Below are 17,047 nucleotides of genomic sequence, written 5' to 3' on the forward strand. Positions count from 1 at the left end.
CCCCGCCAGCCCCGTGGCGGCGCCGGCAACCGCCGCCGCGCCGGCTGCCCGAGGCGGCACCGGTACGCGCCCGACACAGGCGTATACGCGACGGAAGGCGCGCACCCGACCCAGGGTGCGCGCCTTCCGCGCATCCAGGCCCCTTCTCGTGCGGGCTGCCCGGGCTCGGAGGCCCCGGGACGGGCGCCAGACGCTCGTGGACGGCCCTGAGCGCGCGTGTGAGGTGCCCGGCGGGTGAGGAGGCACGACGGAGGTAGGTACGCCCTTCGTGCCGCGTGAGGCGCGACCACGGCCGCCCGGCGCGGGCTGGATCGGTGGGCTTCGTATACCTCGCAACTCCCCCGAACTCGCACCGGCATCGCGGCCATGCCGGTGTCGAGGCGCTGACCTCTGGGTATTGTTGCCCCACGTGAGTACGCCGCGATTCCTCGACCTGCCTCCTGGCGTTGCACCACAGAAGATCGAGACGCCACAGGGCACGTTCGCGGCCCTGGAGGCGTTGCCGGTCAGTGGTGTGGTCGAGCGATGGCCCGCGCTCCTGGTCCCCGGCCTGACGGGCAGCAAGGAGGACTTCATCGCGGTCCTGATGACCCTCGCCCAGTCCGGGCGCCGGGTCGTCGCCATCGATCTGCGCGGCCAGTACGAGACCCCCGGCCCCGAGACCCCCGACGCCTACACCTGCCCCGCGCTCGGCGCGGACGTCGACCTGCTCGCCCAGGTGGTCGGCGGCGGCGACCCCGTCCATCTGGTCGGCCACTCGTTCGGCGGGCTGGTGGCTCGGGAGGCGGTCATCGACGGGCGGACGAAGTTCGCGTCGTTCACGCTGATGGGCTCAGGGCCCGGCGCGATCGAGGGCAGGCGGGCCCGCAACGGCAAGAAGATCATGGAAGAGATCCCCGTCCTGGGCCTCGAACACGTCTGGCATCACCGGCTGGAGCCCGAGGCGCTGGCCGCGGACGTCTCCGACGAGATCCTCGCGTTCCTGCGCAAGCGCCTGCTCACCAACTCGCCGACCGGGCTGTCCCGGATGGCCGAGGAGGTGCTGACCATGCGCGACCGTACCGACGAGCTGCGCCAGGTCGAGATCCCGACACTGGTGCTCTACGGCGAGCACGACGACGGCTGGCCGCCCGACGCGCAGTCGGAGATGGCCGCCAGGCTCGGCGCCGACTGCGTGGTGGTGCCGGGGGCCGTGCACTCCCCCGCCGTCGAGGCGCCGGAGACGACGGCGGCGGCGCTGGTCAGGTTCTGGAACGCCGCCGAAAAGCACTATTTGGACACAAGGTCCAACGTCATGTAATTCTGTACTTACTATGACGGCCATCGAAGACATCGTCGTCCAGCCGCCCCAGAGCGCCACCTGGCAGGTGCACCTCGACCGCTCGATGTGGGTGGCCGGCGTGCGCGGTCTCATGCTGCAGGCGCTGCATCCGCTGGCCATGCTGGGTGTCTGGCAGAACTCCAACTTCCAGGAGGACCCGTTCGGGCGGCTGCGCCGCACGGCGGACTTCGTCGGGCGGGTGACGTTCGGCAGCCCGCAGGAAGCCGACGAGATCGGCCGGCGGGTGCGGAGCATCCACAAGGCGCTGCGCATCCACGACCCCGCCACCGGCAGGACGCACCGGGTGGACGATCCCGAGCTGCTGCTGTGGGTGCACTGCGCGGAGGTGTCGTCGTACCTGGAGGTGACCAGGCGCGGCGGGCTGGGCCTCAGTGAGCGCCAGGCCGACCGCTACCTGCGCGAGCAGCGCAAGAGCGCCGCGTACGTGGGGCTGCACCCGGAGGACGTGCCCGGCTCGTGCGGGGAGATGGACGCCTACTTCAAGCGGGTGCGCCCCCGCCTGCGGGTGACGCCGGAGGCGGCCGCGACCGTGCGGTTCCTGCTCTGGCCGCGGCTGCCGAAGGAACTGCGGCTGCTCTCGCCCGGCAAGCCCGCCTACTTCCCGTTCGGCGCCCTCTGCTACTACACGCTGCCCGGCTGGGCCAGGCGCATGTACGGCGCGCTGCCCGAGGTCCCGAGGGCGAGCGTGACGGCGGCGCTGGCGGCGTTCAGGCTGGCCGCGAACTCGCTGCCCGAGCCCGTGCACGACCACGCCTTCATGCCGGCCACCCGCGACATGCTGCACGCGTCCGCGGCGCGGCTGGGGGCGGTCGGCTACGACGTGCGCAAGGGCCTCAAAGGGCTGACCGATCCCCGTCGCTGGCCACAGGCGCGCTCCGCCGCCTGACAGGCGGCAGCGCGATGCCGGCCACCCGCACCGCGCGCAGTCCAAGGCGGGCGGCAGCACGGCACCCGCACCGCGCGCAGCCCGAGGCGGACGGCACCACTCGGCGCGCCGGTCTACTCCGCCAGGCCGTCCCAGGGCTGGCGGTCAGGACCGGCGGCCTGACCCTCGGGGCAGTGGCGGCGGAAGTCGCACCAGGAGCAGATCGGCCCAGGGCTGGGCGCGAACAGCTCGTCGACCTCGGCGGGCACCTCCGGCGGCCCGACCGTCTCGCGACGGCCCTGGGGCGCGCGGCGCGTGGTGCCGGGCGGCGCCTGCACGGCCGCCCGGTAGCGCTCGTCGGCCTCGGCGGCCTCACCGGCCAGGTCTTCCGCGCGGTGCAGGTGGCGGGCCAGCGACTCGTCGGTGTGGCGCCACTCGACGATCTCGCCGGTGGGCAGATGGTGCAGCTCGACCTGGTGGCACGGGGTGCGCATCATCGTCGAGGCCGCGACGGCGTAGATCGCCAGGGCGAGCGAGGAGCGGGCGTCGTCCTGGGTGAGCGGGCGGCGGCCCGTCTTGTAGTCGACCACGACCAGCTCGTCGCCGCGCCGGTCGAGCCGGTCGATGCGGCCGGACACGGCGATGACCTTGGTCCGGGTGGCGACCGTGCGTTCGACGCCCACCGGATCGTCCGTCGGATCCAGAGTCGCGACATATCCGGACACGAGGTCGCGGGCGCGGCCCAGCCAGCGCCCCGACTGCTCGACGTCCTTGAACCCCTCGTTGATCCACCCGTTGGTGAGCAGGTTGGCCGCCGTCAGCGGGGTGCGCCGTTCGTACGGCTCGCGCCACCAGCCCGCCAGCGCGTTGTGCACGCTCGCGCCGACGCTGTTGTGGGCCCAGGCGGGCCCCTTGGAGGGCTGCGGCCGGTCCAGATAGGTGAACCGGTAACGCCGGCGGCAGTCGAGCCAGGTGTTCAACCGCGACGGCGTACAGGAGTAGAGCCGCCGCGGCATCCCTTCGAGCGGAAGCTGCCCCGCGACGGAACTCATCCGGCCTCACCCCGCGAGGCGGGCGCCGTCGCCGGACGCCGCCTGCTCACTCCGGTCGCGCCCGCACCCACTCAGTCGTCGCTCGGGTCGAGCTTGATGCCGGAGAGCTTGGTGCCGTCGGTCAGCGGCCCCTCGGCCTCGGCGGCGGTGTCGGTACGGGTCAGCGAGCCGGACACCCAGTCGTCGAAGTGGGGCTCCAGGTCGCCGATCGTCACCTCGTCGCCGTGGGACGCCAGCACCCGCGTCTCGCCGGGCAGCGTGAACAGCCGCCCGCCGATCGAGGTGAGCTGGTCGGCCAGGGCCGGATATTCGCCGCCCAGCTTGCCGGGGCCGTCGGCCTGGAGCGCCTTGCCGGTGAAGACGGCTCCGAGCGCCTCGCAGTAGAGCGACACGCCGCCGGGCGAGACCCCGGGCGTCTCCATGACGTCGAGCTGGACGTCGGCGACACCGAAGATGCCGTCGTCCTCCATGTCGATGTCGGGCCAGGTCTCCCGCCAGGTCTCCCGCCACAGGGGCTTGTCCTTGGGGTGCAGGGCGACCACGGCCTCGTCGCGGCTGGCCACCTCGATGGCCGCCCCGACGTGGTCGGGCAGGCCCGCCGTGCAGATGACGGCCAGCACCTCCCGCTCGCCCACCTGCTCAAGGATCTTCTCGGCGTCACGCGCCGCGTCGATGACGATGACCTCGTCGTCGTCACCCACGATCCAGGTGTTGTTCTCGACCTTGTGCTCGGTGCCGTCGATGTCGACGACGCCCTCGGTCACCACTCGCTCGATACGCGCTGTCACGCCTCCGAACTCTAGCCCGTTCGCCGGACAGCGCGAATCGCGTTCGCCCGTCCTAATCTTCGAGTCTCGGCGAGAACGCCCCGAACGGCACGTCCAGATCGTGGTCACGGGCGTCCAGCAGCGACAGTTCGCCGAGCGCGATCACGCATCCGGCGTCGGCGGGCCAGGCGACGACCCACAGCCAGTTGCCCAGCGCCTCGCCGGCGTAGACGGCCCGGTCGTCCTCGCCGTCGACGCACCACAGCGGGGCCGGATGGCCGAGCACCGAGATCTTCGCGTTCGGCGGCCCCGCGTCGAACCCCTCGCCGGGATCGGGCCCGTCGAGCCCCGAGAACGCCGCCCCCAGCCCGATGCCGGGCTCCTCCGCGATGATGAGCAGATCGGCCGGCCCTTCCATCAGCGACGGCCCGGTCAGCGCGACCAGGCTGGCTCTGGCGCCGGTGCGCTGGTCACCCACTTCGCCGAAGCCGGTCACCAGCCATCCGGCGGGCAGCGGCCACGGCAGCCACACCGGTACGACGGACGTCTTACGTATCGCCTCTAGCGCGGCGCCGGTCGGCGGCAACGGCGGCTGGTAGGGCAGCACGTCGCCGTGCGCATCACATCGAAACGCACTCGACCAGGTATTCGGCCCGTGAAGCGGGCCAAAACACCGCGGGCAGGTTGGAGCCGCTCTCACAACTACCCACGGTGCTTTCTCGGGGACGGCCGCGTCAAGACCGCTATCCGTTATCTCGTCGTAATCTTGGTCAGGTGCGCGTAAATTGTGTGGGTGCGATCATCATCGACGCTTCTGACCGGCTTCTCCTGATCAAGCGCGGTCGTCCGCCCGGCGCGGGGCTCTGGTCGATCCCGGGCGGGAGGCTGGAGCCGGGCGAGACGGACGAGGCCGGCGTGCGCCGTGAGGTCCTGGAGGAGACGGGGCTGCGGGTCGAGGTGGGCCGGCTGGCCGGCGCGGTGGACCGCCCTGGGCCCGGCGGGGCCACGTACGCGATCCGCGACTACCTCGCCACCGTGGCGGGGGGCGAGCTCGTGGCCGGCGACGACGCGGCCGACGCGCGCTGGTGCGGGCGCGACGAGCTGCTACGGCTGCCGCTGTCGGAGGGCCTGCTGGAGTCGCTGCGGGCATGGGACGTCCTCCCCTGGCCGCCCCCGACCTCCTCCTGAGCTCCCTGGCTGCCCCGACCCCCTCCTGAGCTCCCCTGCCCCCTGACCTCCTCCTGAGGAGCGGCCAGGGGCGGGGCGGGTGCGCTCCGCCCCATGGGCCGGCTCCGAGCAGCGGGGGCTAGCGGTTGGAGGTCAGGCTGGACGTCCACAGGATCAGGTGGTCGGCGCTGTACGTGGTGGACCGCCCGAGCGCCACCACCTCCGTCCCCTCCACCGCCACGGCCGACAACCACTGGCTCCCCTGGCCCGCCAGCCGGTCCTGGGTGAGCTCCATGCGATTCCACGAGAGCCCGTCCTGCGAGGTCCACGCCGCGCTGTCGCCCTCGCCGGGCACGCCGTGCCAGCCCACCGCGACCAGGCCCTCGTCCGCCGCGGCCAGGTCGTACACCGCCGCCGCCCGATCGGCGGGCAGCCAGGCCGTCTGCCAGCTCTCGCCCTCGTCGTCCGAGACGGCGGCGAACGCGCGCCGCGCCCCGTCCGCCATGGCCGTGCCGATGGCCACGAGCTGGTCGCGGTAGGCGGTGATCCGGCGCAGCCCGGCCGAGGTCGAGCCGGGAGGGGACACGCGTTCGCGGGCGCGCCAGTTCACGCCGTCCGCCGAGTGCCACGCCACGCTGGTCTCCTGGTCGGCACTCCCAGAGCCGCCGACCGCCAGGTAGCCGTCTCCGACGGAGACGACGTCGTGGACGCGTACGCCGGCGCCGCCCTGCGGCAGCTTCTCCGACCGGGTGTACTTCCGCATGTCGGGCGTGAACCACAGAGCGGCGCTGACCCTGCCCGCCTGGTCCCTGGACTCGCCCGCCACCACGTACCCCTTCTTGCCCGCCGTCACCGCGTGCGTGCGCAGGTAGGGGTGGTCGGCCTGGCGGGCCAGGTCGCCGGCGACGTTCACCCGCTTCCAGTTCTCGCCGTCGCCGGAGGTGACGAGCAGGGGGTCGGCGACGGAGACGTTCGTCTCGGTGCCGCCGACGGCCAGCCAGCCGCGCGCGCCGTACGCCACGTCCTCCAGCGTCTGCCTGCCGGGACCGCCCAGGCTCATGGACTTCCAGCTCTGCCAGTTCCTGATCGTCCACAGGCCGGCGTCGCCCGAGGCCGAGCCGACGGCGACGTAGCGGCCGGCGTGGCTGGTCAGCGCGTTCGTCTCACGGGCGATCCTGGTCAGGCCCTCCACCTCGCCGAGCGGCACCCGCGAGGCCGAGCCGCGCGGCGGCGCGCTCATGAGGAGGAGCTGGTTGTCCACGTCGGAGGCGGCCTGGTCGCCGCCGGCGAACAGGGTGCCGCCGTCGGAGATCGTGAACCCGCGCAGCGTCGCTCCCGGCGGGTTGCCGAGGTCGGTCCGCTTGTTCCATGAACGGCCGTCGGTGGTGGTCAGCACGGAGTACTTGCCCAGGCCGGCCTGGGCTATCGCGGCGACGCCCGAAGGGTAGGAGATCAGCGACTCGACGCCGACGCTCTGCGCGGCCAGGCCGCCGATGGAGCCGCACTGCGACCACTGCGCCCCGGTCGGCGAGCAGTAGACGCGTACGTCCCCGTCGATCGTCCGCCGCCGCGCCGGCACCAGCACGAACCGCTTGGGCAGCACCGCGACCATCCCGGCCCGCAGGTCGGTCGCCTCGGGGAGCTGGAAGCCGGTCGCCTGCCAGGTACGGCCGCCGTCGGCCGATCGGAGCACCCGCGATCCCTCGCCGTCCGCGGGGGCTCCGATGGCCACGACCGTGTCACCCTTGGCGACCACGGCCTTGATCGCCCGTACTTCCAGCTCCCTCGTCTCCACGCGCTCCCACGACCTGCCGTCGCCGGAGCGCCAGATCGCCGGCACGGATCCGCCGCCGTCCGCCGCCGTGCTGCCGACCGCGACGAATCCCGAGCCGGTGCGCGCGATGTCCTCGATGTGGTCGCCGTTCCTGAACGCGGCCAGCCCTGACGCCTCCACCGCCGTCCAGCTGAACCCGTCGGCGCTGGTCCACAGGCCGCGCTCGCCGGTGACGTCGTCGCCGCCGCTGGCCAGCCAGCGGCCGTTCCCGCCGACGACGCGGCGCACCGTGGGCGTGGAGGCGCCGCTCACCTGGCCGAGCTGCCAGTTCTTGCCGCCGTCCGGCGAGAACAGGAACAGCGGGCGCGGCGTCGGGCTCGTCGTGTCGCTGCCGACCGCCACCACGGCGCGGCCGACCGCGATGATGTCGTTGAGCTTCTGGTCGGTGCCGTCGGCGGCGGCCTGGACGGTGAACAGGTCGTCGCCGGAACGCCCGGTGCCCGCCTCCAGGCGCAGGCCGCCGGCCTCCTCGTCGGGCCACTGCCACACGAGCACGCCGGTGGCCACCAGGACGGCCACCGCCACGCTCAGGACGACGGGGACGGCCCTGCTGCCCCTGCGTACGGGGCTGGACCTGCGGTAGGCGGCCGGCGCGGGGCCCCTGTGGTGGCGGCCGGCGGGGCCCTGGGGGCGCGGCGCACCGGTCGCGACCAGCAGGTCGGGCCTGGTGGGGCGACCCGCGGGCGGCCGTCCGACCCGCCGCACCTCCGGCTCGTCCTCCCCCTCGTCCCCAGCGTCGCCACTGGCGTCGTCACTGGTGTCGTCACTGGTGTCGTCGCCGGCGGTGGGCTCGTCGCCCGCTTGCTCCTCGTCGTACGGGGCGGGCTCGCGGGTCAGATCCGCCTCTGGCCGGGGCTGAGGCACCTGGAGAACGGGCTCGAACCATCCGGGCGCCTCGGCCTCGCCACCCGGCTCCCGCCCGGCCGAGTCGCGGGCCGAGTCGCGGGCCGAGTCACTGGCGGCTTCATCGGCGGCGGGAGAAGGTCGCTCGGGCCCGTCAGGCGCGGACGGACGTCCCTCCGGAACGTCGGCGGCGGATCCGGGGGCGTGTTCCCCGGGCGGGGGCGACCCGGGCGGGGGGCTCTCCGGGGAGAGGGGACCGCCGGCGACGAGTTTGTCGGGCCGGTTGACGATGCGGCGGGGCCGCCGGCGGGGCTCGGTCTCCGGTTCGGCCGTAGGCGAGGCGTACGGCCGGCGCCCCCGGGGAGGCTCGGGCGGCTCCTCGTCCGGGATCGGCGCGGCGAACGGTGGCATGCCCCAGGGAGAGGTCAGCGGCAGCCCTCTGGCCCGGTCGTCGGTCGGACCGGGCGGTGAGTGGCTGATCCTGGGCTCGGCCGGAGCCCGCGGTTCTGATGTGCTCCCGGAACGTGGTTCGTCGTCTTCCGGCGGTCGCCGTGGCGGTTCGCTGGGGCCGGAGGCCACGCGCCGCACCTCCTAGTCGAACTAGTCGTACGGGTCGTACAAGTCGTTCCCGGCCGCGTCGCGCGGACCGTTCCAGGGCGGTCAGGGAAATCCCGCGCCGTCCCGACAGCATCCAGACCAGCATGCCTGAGCCGGAATAGCGAGACCTCTCTAGTGAGATTCCCCGCACCTCTTGCCGGATTTATTCCGAAACAGTGCTAATTGACCGCTTTTTAGCTAGATACATCACACCAAACGCATACACCCCGAGCTGCACCACGGTTCCCGCCAACGCCTGCCACGGCACCGGCACCTTCCCTTGGTCGAGCGCGTCGTCGAGGTTGCCCGCCGCGGCGCTCACTCCGAAGGCCACCACGTTGTTGACCACGTGCAGCGCGATCGGCGCCTCCAGGCCCCCGGTCCGCACCGCCAGCCAGGCCATGACGGCCCCGAAGGCGAACACGTCCACCAGTCCCGCCCACGAGTACGCGTGCAGCGAGGCGAACAACGCCGAGCCGATGACAATCGCCCAGACGGGATTGCGCACGTGCGCCCCCACGGCCTGCATGAACCAGCCGCGGAACATGTACTCCTCGGCCGCCGCCTGGAACGGCACCAGCAGCAGGATCACGATGATCAGGGGCAGGAAGACCTCCCACCCGGCCCAGCCGAACATCTCGCTGTCCAGACCGGCCGCCGACAGCGCGAACCACTGCGCCGTCTGACCGAGCGCCAGCGCCAGCACGGCCAGCGCTACGCAGCGCAGCAGCCACGACCAGCGCAGCCGCCCGGCCACCGAGGAGAGCGTCCCCGGCCTGCGCCGCTGGATGAGCGCCGCCGTGCCGAGCACGAGCAGGATCGCGGGCGCGATCGACACCAGCGTCATGGCCAGGCCGAAGGGCGTGCCCGCGGGCGCCCCGGTCGCGGGGTCGAACGGCGAGGGCAGCCCGAGGGCCGCCGCCAGGATCACGAACGCGAAGACGACCAGGATGCCGATCGCGAAGAACCCGACGCCGATGATGAGCGTGCCCACGATCGAGCGCCACGGCCGCGCGACGGCGTTCCTGGCGAGGTGGTCGAATCTGGCGCCGCTGGGCACCGGCAGGAACCAGGAGGGCGGTTGCTGCCCGTAGGGATATCCGGCCTGCTGCGCGCCGTACGGAAATGGTGACCCTGGATTTTCCTGCATGACTCCATTCTGTCGGCTTGATGCGCAATAGTTCACAGACGGTCCACCGTTTTAGGCGGATGCTCGGAGGCGTAGACATTTCGACCCTGGGAGCAGTCCATGTCAAGGCTGGGACCTGTCATCACGCTCGCGGCGGGAGCAGTGCTCGCCGTGGGGCTGGGTGTCGCCAGCATCACGGCGACACCGGCCGCCGACAACGCGGCCGCGGACAACGCCGCACAACCGCCCTCGGCCGACGAGGCCGCACAGGAGGGCACGCAGGAGGGCACGGGAGCGGACGCCTCGGCCGCGCCGTCCCCCTCACCCACGCGAACGGAGCCCAAGAAGATCGCCAAGGCCGACTACGGCGGCCGGGTGCGGGGCAACGGGGCTCTGATCGCCATCTCGATCAGGAACGGCAAGGCCGTCGCCTACTTCTGCGACGGCCGGACGGAAGCCTGGTTCAAGGGCAACGAGTCGTCCGGCGAGCTCCAGCTCACCGGCCTGGCGAGCGCCAAGTCCAAGGTCACGGCCGAACTGGGCGGCGGCCGGGCCAAGGGCTGGGTGACGGTCGCCGGCAAGCGGTGGAACTTCACCGCGCCCACCGTGGTCAAGCCGTCGGGCCTGTACCGGGCCACCGCCATCGTCAGGGGCGCCAAGTTCCGCGCCGGCTGGATCATGATCAAGGACGCCAACGGCCGCTACTACCAGGTGGGCGCGGCCTTCGCCGGGGAGGAGCAGTTCGACGTCCCGCAGCTGAACAGCGAGCAGCCGACCGCCCCCGTGACGGTCGAGGACACCACGGTCTACCCGAAGGACGTGGACGGCTTCATCGAGGAGATGCAATGACCGCCATCCATCAGCAGCCCTCTCGCGGCCTGACCCCGCTCCTGGTGCCGGTGCTGATCGGCGGGCTCGTGATGCTCGCACTCGGCGTGTACGGCCGCGCGCACACGCCGACCGGTTTCGCGGTCGGCGTGGCCGGCTTCTCCGCCGCGCTGCCGATGAAGGTGTGGCTGACGACGGGCGCGTTCGTGCTGGCGATCGTGCAGGTCGTCTCGGCCATGTCGATGTGGGGCAAGCTGGGCGTCACGATCCCGCCCGGCGTGCACCGCTGGTCGGGACGGCTGGCGTTCATTCTCACGATCCCCGTCGCCTTCCACTGCCTGTACGCGCTCGGCCTGCAGTACGACGTGCCCCGCGTGCTCGCGCACTCGCTGCTCGGCTGCTTCTTCTACGGCCTGTTCACCGCGAAGATGCTGGCCCTGCCCAAGCAGGGGACGCCGGGCTGGACGCTGCCGGTGCTCGGCGGGCTGTCGTTCACGGTGCTCGTGGGGCTGTGGCTGACGTCGTCGTTCTGGTTCTTCACCGCGGTGGGCCTCAAGGTGTGAAGCTCTTCGTACGGGTGAGCCCGGCCGCCCGCCCCTTGGCGGCCACGACGAGCGCCATCTTCCTGGACGCCTCGTCGATCATCTCGTCGCCCAGCATGACCGCGCCGCGCTTCTCCACGGAGGTGTAGTACTCGTACGCCTCCAGGATGAGCTCGGCGTGGTCGTAGTCCTCCTGCGCCGGCGAGAACACCTCGTTGGCCGCGTCGACCTGCCCCGGATGCAGCACCCACTTGCCGTCGAACCCCAGCGCCGCCGCCCTGCGCGCGACCCTGGTGAACCCCTCGACGTCCTTGATCTGCAGGTAGGGCCCGTCGATCACCTGGAGGTCGTGCATCCTTGCGGCCATCAGCAGGCGCATGAGGATGTAGTGGTAGGCGTCGCCCTCGTCGTAGCCGGGCGGCTGCTCGCCGACGACGAGCGTGCGCATGTTGACCGAGGCCATGAAGTCGGCGGGGCCGAAGACGAGCGTCTCCAGCCGCTTGGACGATCCCGCGATGGCGTCGGCGTTGACCAGGCCGCGGGCGTTCTCGATCTGCGCCTCGATGCCGATCCTGCCGACGTCGTACCCCATGGTCTTCTCGATCTGGGTGAGCAGGGTGTCGAGCCAGACGACCTCGGTCGGGTCCTGCACCTTGGGCAGCATGACGCAGTCGACGAACTCCCCGGCCCCCTCGACGACCTCGATCACGTCGCGGTACGTCCACTGCGTGGTCAGGTCGTTGACCCGGACCACCCGCGTCTTGCCCGACCAGTCGCCCTCGCGCAGCGCGGCGACGATGTTGCCGCGCGCCTCCTCCTTCGCCAGCGGCGCGACGGAGTCCTCCAGGTCGAGGAAGACCTCGTCCACGGGCAGGGTCTGGGCCTTCTCCAGGAACCGGGGATTGCTGCCTGGCACGGCGAGCACCGAACGTCGTGAGCGCATGCGCACACGCTACTGCCCCACGTGACCTTCGACCGGCGGCCCGTTCGCCGTTACAGTCTGAGCTGTGAGCGACAACAGCGCGGCCGGCACCGGCGCGGCCATCGAGGAGGGCGCGAAGAAGTCCGGCATCCTCTGGCTCACCCTCGACCGCCCGCGCCTGGCCTGGCACGCCTGGCACGACGGCGCCATCTACCTGGTGACCGGGGGCGAGGAGCAGGAGCTGCCCGGGCTCGACGCCCTCGACCGCGTCCACGTCACGCTGCGCAGCAAGGACAACGGCGCCAGGCTGGTGGAGTTCGAGGCGGCGGTCGCGCCCGTCGACCAGGCCGCGGCGGCCGACGTCGTGGCGGTGCTGGCCAAGGAGCGGCTCAACGCCCGCGACAGCGAGCACCTGCCCGAGCGCTGGGCCCGCGACTCCCAGGTCTGGCGCCTCACCCCCGAACGGTGAGCGCCCCCGCGTCACACAGACGCGCCCTGAGCGGCTTCGGCCGCCGGCGGCTCACCTCGCGCACTGAGCGGCCCAGGCCCAGGCTCGGGCCCGGACTCGGGCCCGGACTCGGGCTCGGGGTGGGCGCTCGCGGTGGCGGTCTGGGCGAGCAGCGCGCCGGAGAGCACGAGCACGCCGCCCACGATCTGGAACACGCCCAGCGTCTCCCCGAGCACCCCCCACGCCACCACCGCGCCGCCGATGAGCTCCAGCGTGGCCACGGTGGCCCCCACCGCGGCCGACAGCCGCCGCACGGCGTAGATGCCCAGGATGTACGCGATCACGGTGGCGACCAGCACCATCCACAGGTACGCGCCCAGCACGGGCAGCGTCAGCCCGCCCTCCGGCGTGACGGAGAGGGTGAACGCCTCCCACGGGAGGTCCCACGGCCGGGCGAACGGGATCAGCACGACGGCCGCCCCCGTCATGCCCCAGGCGATCAGGCCGAGCGGGTCGATGTCGTCGCCGAAGCTATCGTTCATCAGGAAATATCCGGCGCAGCACGCTCCGGCCAGCAGGCCGAGCAGCACGCCCAGCGCGTCGAGCCGCATCCCCTGCCACGCCTCGACCACGATCGCCAGGCCGACCACGGCCACGACCGCACCGACGTACGCGGCCCTGGCCAGGCGGATCCGGCGCACAGCCCGCACCCACGCCACCACCATCACCGGAGCCATGAACTCCAGCAGCAGGGCGATCCCGACCGGCAGCCGCGTGATCGCCACGAAGTAGAGCGTCTGCACGCCCGCCACCGCCATGACGACGTAGAGGGCCAGGAACGGCAGCCTGGACGCGGGGATCCGCAGCGCCCGCGGGCGCACCAGGACCAGCACCGCCAGGAGCAGCAGCCCCGCGCCCGCCATCCTCGTCCAGACCGCCTCGATCGGCGTCATGCCGGCCTCGATGAGGTATTTGGCCATGGGACCCGAGAACCCGAAACAACAGGAGGACACGAAAGCCAGCGCGAGCCCCGCATACCTCATCGCACACCTCACCCGTAATTACCGTTAAGCGGGTTTGATACTGACACGCCGGGCGTCCCGGGCGCAATGGGGCGGCACTGTTAGCCTGACCACGTGAAGATCTTCGTGGCCCGGCTGCCGGGCACCCCGGTCTTCGACCCCGCGGGCGACCAGATCGGCCGCGTGAGAGACGTCGTGGTCGGGCTGCGGATCGGCCGCCGGCCCAACGTCCACGGCTTCGTGGTGGAGGTGCAGCCGCGCCGCCCCGTCTTCCTGCCCATCACCCGGGTGCGCCGCATCGAGGCGGGCGCCCTGGTCTTCACCGGCCGGCTCAACATGCGCAGGTTCGAGCAGCGCGCCGCCGAGACGCTGGTCATCGGCGAGATGCTCGACCTGAGCGTACGCCTCGGCGACCAGCCCATGACGGTCTACGACGTGGCCATGGAGGAGGTCAGGCCGTCCACCTGGGAGATCACCAAGGTCGCCGTCTACAAGGGCAGGCGGCGCGAGCCGCGGATCGTGGACTGGGAGGAGGTCTCCGGGTTCGACACGCTGCAGAAGGACCAGGGGGCCAGCGGGCTGATCGCCGCGTTCGAGTCGCTGCGGGCCGCCGACATGGCCAGCGCGCTGCACGACCTGCCGAGCAAGCGCCGCGTCGAGATCGCCCGCGCGCTCAACGACATCCGGCTGGCCGACGTGCTGGAGGAGCTGCCGCCCGACGACCAGATCGGCATCCTGGTGACGCTGGAGCCGGAGCGGGCGGCCGACGTGCTGGAGGAGATGGGGCCCGACGACGCCGCCGACCTGCTGCACGACCTGCCGGCCGAGCGGGCGGCCGAGCTGCTGGCGCTGATGGAGCCGGGCGAGGCCGAGCCGGTGCGGCGGCTGCTGACGTACCCGGAGACCAGCGCGGGCGGCGTGATGACCAGCGAGCCGGTGATCCTGCCGCCCACCGCCACCGTCGCCGAGGCGCTGGCGCACATCAGGCAGCAGGACCTGCCGCCCGCCGTGGCCGCCCAGGTCTACGTGACCAGGCCGCCGAACGAGACGCCGACGGGCAAGTACCTGGGCGTCTCGCACTTCCAGCGGCTGCTGCGCGAGCCTCCGTCCACGCTGCTCGGCGGCGTGCTCGACCCCTCGATCGACCCGATCAGGCCGGACTTCACGCTGCGCGAGGTCACGTACTACATGGCCAACTACAACCTGGTCGCGGCGCCCGTCGTGGACGAGCTGGGCCGGCTCGTCGGCGCGGTGACCGTGGACGACGTGCTGGACCACATGCTGCCCGAGGGCTGGCGCGAAAGGGCCGACGACCGTGACGAGTGACCGCCTCGACCAGCCGCGCGCGCTGCGGCGCACGCTGCGTCCCCATTACGACCCCGAGGCGTTCGGGCGGCTGTCCGAGCAGATCGCCCGGTTCCTCGGCACCGCCCGGTTCATCGTCTACATGACCGTCTTCGTGAGCCTCTGGGTGATCTGGAACGTGGCCGCGCCACCGAGCCTCACGTTCGACCCCTACCCGTTCATCTTTCTCACGCTGATGCTGTCGTTGCAGGCCAGCTACGCGGCGCCGCTGATCCTGCTGGCCCAGAACCGCCAGGACGACCGCGACCGCGTCCAGTACGAGCAGGACCGCGAGAGCGCCGAGCGCAACCAGGCCGAGATCGAGTACCTGACCCGCGAGATCGCGGGGCTGCGCATCGCGCTGAACGAGGTGGCCACCCGCGACTACCTCCGCGCTGAGCTGAACCGGCTGCTGGAGGAGCTCAAGGAGGGCGCGCAGGATCGCCGGTGAGCCCTGCCCCTTCGGCGGTGGAAGCGACACGGAGTAATCTGATGACGACGTCAGCGCACACAGACTTCGCATGGACTTCGCACGGACATCTGACGGCCCGGATTAACCCGGCGAGAGCTCCGGTTCATACCATGGAGGGGCATCCTCGCTGGGCGTCCCGCGCCTGCCACACATATATCGACTAAGGAGGGACGGCACTCCCTCGTGCCGAGACTTCGATGGCACCTACCCAGGAACTGGTGACGGCGGCGCTCTCCACCGTCATCGACCCCGAGATCCGCCGCCCGATCACGGACCTCGACATGGTCAAGAGCATCGAGATCGCTCCCGACGGGGCGGTGCGCGTCGGCGTCTACCTCACCGTGGCCGGCTGTCCGATGAAGGACACCATCACCCGCGACGTCACCACCGCCGTCGGCAAGGTCGAAGGCGTGACGGGCGTCCAGATCGAGCTCGACGTCATGAGCACCGAGCAGCGCAAGGTCCTGCAGACCAAGCTGCGCGGCGACCGCGGCCCCGAGAAGGAGATCCCGTTCAACCAGCCCGGCTCGCTGACCCGCGTCTTCGCGGTGGCCAGCGGCAAGGGCGGGGTGGGCAAGTCCTCCGTCACGGTCAACCTCGCCGCCGCCATGACCGCGAACGGGCTGAAGGTCGGCATCGTCGACGCCGACATCTACGGCCACAGCATTCCTCGCATGCTGGGCGCCGCCGAGCGGCCCACCAAGGTCGAGGACATGATCATGCCGCCGGTGGCGCACGACATCAAGGTCATCTCGGTGGGCATGTTCAAGCCCCCGGGCAACACGCCGGTGGTCTGGCGCGGGCCCATGCTCGACCGGGCGCTGCACCAGTTCCTCGCCGACGTCTACTGGGGCGACCTCGACGTGCTCCTGCTCGACCTGCCGCCCGGCACCGGCGACATCGCCATCTCGGTCGCGCAGCGGCTGCCCGGCGCCGAGATCCTGGTCGTGACGACGCCGCAGCAGGCCGCCGCCGAGGTGGCCGAGCGGGCCGGCTCCATCGCCGCCCAGACCCACCAGCAGATCGCCGGCGTCATCGAGAACATGGCCTGGCTGCCCTGCCCCCACTGCGACGAGCGCATCGCCGTGTTCGGCGAGGGCGGCGGCCAGACCGTCGCCGACGCGCTCACCCGCACGCTCGGCTCCCGGGTGCCGCTGCTCGGCCAGGTGCCGATCGACCTGCGGCTGCGCGAGGGCGGCGACGAGGGCAAGCCGCTGGTGCTGACCGACCCCGACACCCCGGCCGCCGCCGAGCTGCGGAAGATCGCGGCAGGCCTGAGCAAGCGCTCCACCAGCCTGAAGGGCATGCAACTGGGCCTGGCGCCGCGCCGCTGACGCACGAGATCGTTCAGAGCCCGCTCACCGCGTACGCGGAGGGCGGGCTCTTCGTTCGTGCGGGACGCTCACGCGGAGGGCGGGCTCTTCGCGTACGCGGGACGCTCACTGAGGTCTTCGCGTGTGCGGGACGCTCAGGTGGCCTCGGCGTCGTAGGGCGGGATCTCTCCGAAACCGAGCTCGTCGACCGGCTCAGGCTCGTAGGGGGCCGTGGTGGCCGGCTCCAGCGCCTGCTGCTTGCCGTTGTTGTTCCAGTCGTCCTCGATGTCGTCGAGGAGGTGCTTGCGGACGAAGTTTCGCGGGTTGAGGTCGGCGGGGTCGAAGTTCTGGAACTCCGGGCCCAGACCGGCGCGAAGGTCGTCACGCGCGTTGTTCGCCATCCGCCGCAGGTTGCGCAGCGTCTTGCCCGCCTGTGAGGCGGCCTGAGGCAGTTTGTCGGGACCGAAGACGAGGAGCGCGATCACGATCAGCGCTCCGATCTCCGCCCACCCAAGTCCGAACACCGTGAGCTCCTACCGCAGTCCAACCACTCCGAGGAC

The 17,047-nt window shown here is 71.8% G+C and carries 17 protein-coding genes; 9 read left to right on the plus strand and 8 right to left on the minus strand.

What is annotated here, in order from left to right:
* Positions 1 to 409: 409 nt before the first annotated feature.
* Together ABFX54_RS35065 and ABFX54_RS35070 are read left to right on the plus strand one after the other, a co-directional pair.
* Positions 410 to 1,300: an alpha/beta fold hydrolase gene (locus tag ABFX54_RS35065; protein WP_346110955.1), complete on the plus strand. Its 891-nt coding sequence runs from the start codon at positions 410 to 412 to the stop codon at positions 1,298 to 1,300.
* 13 nt (positions 1,301 to 1,313) lie between these two features.
* A complete protein-coding gene (locus ABFX54_RS35070; protein WP_346110956.1) occupies positions 1,314 to 2,228 on the plus strand; it encodes an oxygenase MpaB family protein in 915 nt (304 codons plus the stop codon).
* A gap of 113 nt (positions 2,229 to 2,341) precedes the next feature.
* Here the strand turns inward: ABFX54_RS35070 and ABFX54_RS35075 are convergent, their stop codons facing one another.
* The 3 genes from ABFX54_RS35075 to ABFX54_RS35085 form a co-directional block, all read right to left on the minus strand.
* Positions 2,342 to 3,259, minus strand: coding sequence for a RecB family exonuclease (locus tag ABFX54_RS35075; RefSeq protein WP_346110957.1), 918 nt, complete (start codon positions 3,257 to 3,259; stop codon positions 2,342 to 2,344).
* 71 nt (positions 3,260 to 3,330) lie between these two features.
* Entirely contained in the window at positions 3,331 to 4,047 is a 717-nt protein-coding gene (locus tag ABFX54_RS35080; RefSeq protein WP_346110958.1) for an MBL fold metallo-hydrolase, read from the minus strand.
* A 52-nt stretch (positions 4,048 to 4,099) separates the two neighbouring features.
* Positions 4,100 to 4,726 (minus strand): DUF6758 family protein, encoded by a 627-nt coding sequence (locus ABFX54_RS35085; protein WP_346110959.1) that lies wholly within the window; start codon positions 4,724 to 4,726, stop codon positions 4,100 to 4,102.
* Positions 4,727 to 4,815: 89 nt separating this feature from the next.
* Here ABFX54_RS35085 and ABFX54_RS35090 point away from each other — a divergent pair, with 89 nt between their 5' ends.
* Positions 4,816 to 5,214 (plus strand): NUDIX hydrolase, encoded by a 399-nt coding sequence (locus ABFX54_RS35090; RefSeq protein WP_346110960.1) that lies wholly within the window; start codon positions 4,816 to 4,818, stop codon positions 5,212 to 5,214.
* A gap of 118 nt (positions 5,215 to 5,332) precedes the next feature.
* Here the strand turns inward: ABFX54_RS35090 and ABFX54_RS35095 are convergent, their stop codons facing one another.
* The gene (locus tag ABFX54_RS35095) at positions 5,333 to 8,281 is read right to left on the minus strand and encodes a beta propeller repeat protein (protein WP_346110961.1); all 2,949 of its coding nucleotides are present in this window, start codon (positions 8,279 to 8,281) and stop codon (positions 5,333 to 5,335) included.
* Between the two features lie 349 nt (positions 8,282 to 8,630).
* Positions 8,631 to 9,617, minus strand: a complete 987-nt coding sequence (locus ABFX54_RS35100; protein WP_346110963.1) for a CPBP family intramembrane glutamic endopeptidase — start codon at positions 9,615 to 9,617, stop codon at positions 8,631 to 8,633.
* Positions 9,618 to 9,716: 99 nt separating this feature from the next.
* Between ABFX54_RS35100 and ABFX54_RS35105 the strand changes: the two genes are divergently transcribed.
* Together ABFX54_RS35105 and ABFX54_RS35110 are read left to right on the plus strand one after the other, a co-directional pair.
* Complete coding sequence (locus ABFX54_RS35105) at positions 9,717 to 10,445, plus strand: hypothetical protein (protein WP_346110965.1); 729 nt, start codon at positions 9,717 to 9,719, stop codon at positions 10,443 to 10,445.
* Positions 10,442 to 10,987 (plus strand): DUF6529 family protein, encoded by a 546-nt coding sequence (locus tag ABFX54_RS35110; RefSeq protein WP_346110966.1) that lies wholly within the window; start codon positions 10,442 to 10,444, stop codon positions 10,985 to 10,987. Before ABFX54_RS35105 ends, ABFX54_RS35110 begins: the two co-directional genes overlap by 4 nt.
* Here ABFX54_RS35110 and ABFX54_RS35115 read toward each other — a convergent pair.
* A complete protein-coding gene (locus ABFX54_RS35115; protein ID WP_346110967.1) occupies positions 10,977 to 11,909 on the minus strand; it encodes an HpcH/HpaI aldolase/citrate lyase family protein in 933 nt (310 codons plus the stop codon). The two genes, ABFX54_RS35110 and ABFX54_RS35115, sit on opposite strands and share 11 nt — an antisense overlap.
* Positions 11,910 to 11,973: 64 nt before the next feature.
* On the opposite strand from ABFX54_RS35115, the gene ABFX54_RS35120 reads away from it, so the two are divergent.
* Complete coding sequence (locus ABFX54_RS35120; RefSeq protein WP_346110968.1) at positions 11,974 to 12,357, plus strand: hypothetical protein; 384 nt, start codon at positions 11,974 to 11,976, stop codon at positions 12,355 to 12,357.
* 11 nt (positions 12,358 to 12,368) lie between these two features.
* Here the strand turns inward: ABFX54_RS35120 and ABFX54_RS35125 are convergent, their stop codons facing one another.
* Entirely contained in the window at positions 12,369 to 13,379 is a 1,011-nt protein-coding gene (locus ABFX54_RS35125) for an EamA family transporter (protein ID WP_346110969.1), read from the minus strand.
* A gap of 93 nt (positions 13,380 to 13,472) precedes the next feature.
* Between ABFX54_RS35125 and ABFX54_RS35130 the strand changes: the two genes are divergently transcribed.
* The 3 genes from ABFX54_RS35130 to ABFX54_RS35140 all read left to right on the plus strand — a co-directional run bounded on the left by ABFX54_RS35130 (position 13,473) and on the right by ABFX54_RS35140 (position 16,508).
* Positions 13,473 to 14,684 carry a magnesium transporter MgtE N-terminal domain-containing protein gene (locus ABFX54_RS35130; RefSeq protein WP_346110970.1) on the plus strand — a complete coding sequence of 404 codons (1,212 nt, stop codon included), beginning with the start codon at positions 13,473 to 13,475 and terminating at the stop codon, positions 14,682 to 14,684.
* Positions 14,674 to 15,153 (plus strand): DUF1003 domain-containing protein, encoded by a 480-nt coding sequence (locus ABFX54_RS35135; protein ID WP_346110971.1) that lies wholly within the window; start codon positions 14,674 to 14,676, stop codon positions 15,151 to 15,153. The genes ABFX54_RS35130 and ABFX54_RS35135 overlap by 11 nt, the downstream gene beginning before the upstream one ends.
* A 218-nt stretch (positions 15,154 to 15,371) precedes the next feature.
* Positions 15,372 to 16,508, plus strand: a complete 1,137-nt coding sequence (locus ABFX54_RS35140; protein WP_346110972.1) for an Mrp/NBP35 family ATP-binding protein — start codon at positions 15,372 to 15,374, stop codon at positions 16,506 to 16,508.
* A 134-nt stretch (positions 16,509 to 16,642) separates the two neighbouring features.
* Here ABFX54_RS35140 and ABFX54_RS35145 read toward each other — a convergent pair whose 3' ends face one another.
* Positions 16,643 to 17,011, minus strand: coding sequence for a sec-independent translocase (locus ABFX54_RS35145; RefSeq protein WP_346110974.1), 369 nt, complete (start codon positions 17,009 to 17,011; stop codon positions 16,643 to 16,645).
* Positions 17,012 to 17,047 lie beyond the last annotated feature (36 nt).

This window comes from Nonomuraea maheshkhaliensis (assembly GCF_039529435.1).
In the GTDB taxonomy this organism is placed as follows: Bacteria; Actinomycetota; Actinomycetes; order Streptosporangiales; family Streptosporangiaceae; genus Nonomuraea; species Nonomuraea maheshkhaliensis.

What these genes read in the sequence shown, in the direction of transcription:
- ABFX54_RS35075 (WP_346110957.1), bottom strand. Translation starts at nt 3,259, where the DNA reads ATGAGTTCCGTCGCGGGGCAGCTTCCGCTCGAAGGGATGCCGCGGCGG.
- ABFX54_RS35105 (WP_346110965.1), top strand. Translation starts at nt 9,717, where the DNA reads ATGTCAAGGCTGGGACCTGTCATCACGCTCGCGGCGGGAGCAGTGCTC.
- ABFX54_RS35100 (WP_346110963.1), bottom strand. Translation starts at nt 9,617, where the DNA reads ATGCAGGAAAATCCAGGGTCACCATTTCCGTACGGCGCGCAGCAGGCC.
- ABFX54_RS35095 (WP_346110961.1), bottom strand. Translation starts at nt 8,281, where the DNA reads ATGCCACCGTTCGCCGCGCCGATCCCGGACGAGGAGCCGCCCGAGCCT.
- ABFX54_RS35110 (WP_346110966.1), top strand. Translation starts at nt 10,442, where the DNA reads ATGACCGCCATCCATCAGCAGCCCTCTCGCGGCCTGACCCCGCTCCTG.
- ABFX54_RS35070 (WP_346110956.1), top strand. Translation starts at nt 1,314, where the DNA reads ATGACGGCCATCGAAGACATCGTCGTCCAGCCGCCCCAGAGCGCCACC.
- ABFX54_RS35125 (WP_346110969.1), bottom strand. Translation starts at nt 13,379, where the DNA reads ATGAGGTATGCGGGGCTCGCGCTGGCTTTCGTGTCCTCCTGTTGTTTC.
- ABFX54_RS35140 (WP_346110972.1), top strand. Translation starts at nt 15,372, where the DNA reads ATGGCACCTACCCAGGAACTGGTGACGGCGGCGCTCTCCACCGTCATC.
- ABFX54_RS35115 (WP_346110967.1), bottom strand. Translation starts at nt 11,909, where the DNA reads ATGCGCTCACGACGTTCGGTGCTCGCCGTGCCAGGCAGCAATCCCCGG.